This is a genomic window from Nonomuraea sp. 3N208, from assembly GCF_052245935.1.
In the GTDB taxonomy this organism is placed as follows: domain Bacteria; phylum Actinomycetota; class Actinomycetes; order Streptosporangiales; family Streptosporangiaceae; genus Nonomuraea.
The window spans coordinates 1-2,537 of sequence record NZ_JBQQBR010000126.1; the positions used below are offsets into that span (position 1 = coordinate 1).

The window sequence follows — 2,537 nt, forward strand, 5'->3', positions numbered from 1 at the left end:
TTCTCGTGGAGATCGAGCCAGGATTGTTCGCTCAGCCGCGTCCATAGCCCGGCAACGAGCCCGTGACCAGCACTCCTCATGCAGCGCAAGCGATCAAAGGGGCATCAACTCGCGAACCGCCCTCTGACAGGTCCGCCCTACGTGCACTCACCCGGCACGGCGGTGGGTCTGATTCGTACATTGCTGGCGGCGCAGGGCTACCAGACCATCGTGGGCGATCTTGATATTGAGGACCAGAATCTGGGGGCGACTGTCCTGCACAACCCGAAGACAGGACTCACGTTCCTGGCAACCGTGCGCAACGGCCAGCAGCCGCACATCATGATCGTCGGCAAGACCAGCTGCTACGAACGCAGCGGATGATCCGGCTTGTTCATGCAGGCAGCTGAGCTGCCTCATTCCGTAGAACTTGGGCCTGATTGCGAAGACGGTGAGCGGTCGATCTGCAGTTCTCTGCGAGGAGGCTAATCTCGCGACGTAACTGCATGGCCTGAGTGGCGAAACGGTCTGCTGCCGCCCCTTTCCAAAATATATGAGTTTCCTGTGGTTTCGCCAGCGTGCCAGAGAAAACTTCTTCCAGCTCATCAGCGTATCTCGTAAGCGTGGTGGCGAGTAACTCCTTATCGGCAGCCTCCCTGAAAAGCTGACCTTGACTGGGAACGGACATCGTCAGCCTCCTCGCGCCTCCAGCGCCTTTTTCAACGCGTCGTAGAGCCGCCCGCGCAACGCCATCTCCGTCTGATTCCGCTGAGAGGGTGTCAGCGGTTTCTGGTTGTGCTCCTCAAGCGATTCATTCACCCAAGCAGCAAGCTTTTTGACCAGCTCGTCAGCGAGGACCGACGCGGTGCCAGGTGTTTTCTTGTCGAGGTAATCCTTGATCATTTCCTTGATGGAGTCTTTGGAGGCATCTAAACCAGCGTCTCGGGCAGTTGCTGCCGTGGCGCTCTGAATAGGCCAAAACTTGTTAGAAAGCCAGTCGATCGGCAACGTGACGACGGTGGCGACAAAGTCTGCGTACTCGTCATCGGACCACTCCGCATACGCCGAACCGCTCAGCAACAGATTCGCTGCTGCGCCAGCGAGCGCCTCGCGTTTGGTGTATTCGTCCTGCATCTTCTCGTCCCCGAACGGCCGGAACCGGCCGATGTCCAAGGTCAATGCGTAGTCCTGTGCCGCCTTCAACAGCGTCTTCGCCGCGTCCTTGTCCTGCATCAGCCCTCCCATGAACCGGGAAGCGACGTCAGGGTCGAGACTGTCCCACGGTGGCCTTGGATGCACCTCCTTCAGATCCGGGTTGTCACGCTTGGCCTGGCCACGCGCGAGTTCGTCGAGGTACGGGCCCACGTTTTTGGCCAACGTTTCGCTGACCGGCGAATCATGAAATGTACCCCATTGGCCGCCGATCCAGGGACTATTCGCGGCACCCATACTGCTAATGATGTTCAGCCAGGCTCGCTCGCGAACTGTGTCATCACCTACGCCTGGTTTCAATGCCTTGTCCAGCACGCCCGCTAGCTTTTCCTCGAACCCGCGAATGCCGCTCATCCGGACGCGTTGCGGATGCAGTAACCAGCCCGCGGCGTCCTTGTTCTCAGCCAGCAGCGTCTGCACTGCTTGTGGATCGGCGTCATAGGCATCTACCAGTATGTTGAGGTTCCAGTTCTCGCTGGTTGGAAGGTCGGCCTTAAGTGGACGGCCAAGCACTCTCAGCGCAATCTGGTTAAGAAGCCTGGGGGATGGCTTGGACATCGCGACAAGCGCCGTCAACACGCCGGGCGGGGTTGTCTCCATGAATTTGTCACGCCACACTTCGCCCAGTCTCCCGGCACGTTCAGCATTGGCATATGCCTGGGCCAATGGGCCGAGAGTCTCACGTCCCTTCTGGATCAGGTTGGGCGAAGGTCCCTTGTCTGTCGCGTAGCGCGAGTTCTTCATCCATTGGATGAACAGCTTGCGGAATTTGTCCGGCCCGAGAGCGGCTAGCAAGGAAGCCGCGTAGGCAGGATCGCTCAACTTCTTCCTGGTCGCTCCCGTCGCAGCGGTCACCTTATCCCAGCTCTCCGCCGAATTCATGATTTCATGCTGTCTGAGCGCCTCGGCGATGGATGCAGCATCGGCTTTCCCCTGCCGCGCAGCCTCCGTTTCACTGTTGAACGTGAGGAGCCCGCTCAATAGGCCATTTCCCGCGTTCGGGACCATCTGTTTGAGCGTGTCCACGCGCCAATTAAGATCCCGCTGCATGTCGTCGAAGAACGCCCAGGACCGATGCATGGCGGTCAGGCCCTGCTGTCCGGTCCACAACGCGCCTGCATCGGCGATGGCGGCCTCGAGCCCTGGCCTTGTCTGGCCCAGGATGTTCTTGCCGATGGTCATTTGATGCATCAGCCGATCTGCCCCGCCGGGGTCGATACCAGGGCCACGGCGAGGTATCGGTAACAGCCTGAGCGTCCCTTTCGTGGCGTGACTGTTCGGGGGCTGTAAGAGGGGTCTGGAGACTCGTCTGAGGACGAGAACAGGCACGACCTTCGAGATCATGA

At 59.5% G+C, this 2,537-nt stretch carries 2 protein-coding genes; one reads left to right on the top strand and one right to left on the bottom strand.

Annotation, left to right across the window (positions count from 1 at the left end; genetic code table 11):
- Positions 1 to 78 precede the first annotated feature (78 nt).
- Complete coding sequence (locus ACTWPT_RS59750; RefSeq protein ID WP_443186434.1) at positions 79 to 363, top strand: hypothetical protein; 285 nt, start codon at positions 79 to 81, stop codon at positions 361 to 363.
- Between the two features lie 306 nt (positions 364 to 669).
- Here ACTWPT_RS59750 and ACTWPT_RS59755 read toward each other — a convergent pair whose 3' ends face one another.
- Positions 670 to 2,373 carry a hypothetical protein gene (locus ACTWPT_RS59755; RefSeq protein ID WP_443186435.1) on the bottom strand — a complete coding sequence of 568 codons (1,704 nt, stop codon included), beginning with the start codon at positions 2,371 to 2,373 and terminating at the stop codon, positions 670 to 672.
- Positions 2,374 to 2,537 lie beyond the last annotated feature (164 nt).

Coding starts and splice junctions, on each gene's coding strand:
- ACTWPT_RS59750 (WP_443186434.1), top strand. CDS start 79: ATGCAGCGCAAGCGATCAAAGGGGCATCAACTCGCGAACCGCCCTCTG.
- ACTWPT_RS59755 (WP_443186435.1), bottom strand. CDS start 2,373: ATGACCATCGGCAAGAACATCCTGGGCCAGACAAGGCCAGGGCTCGAG.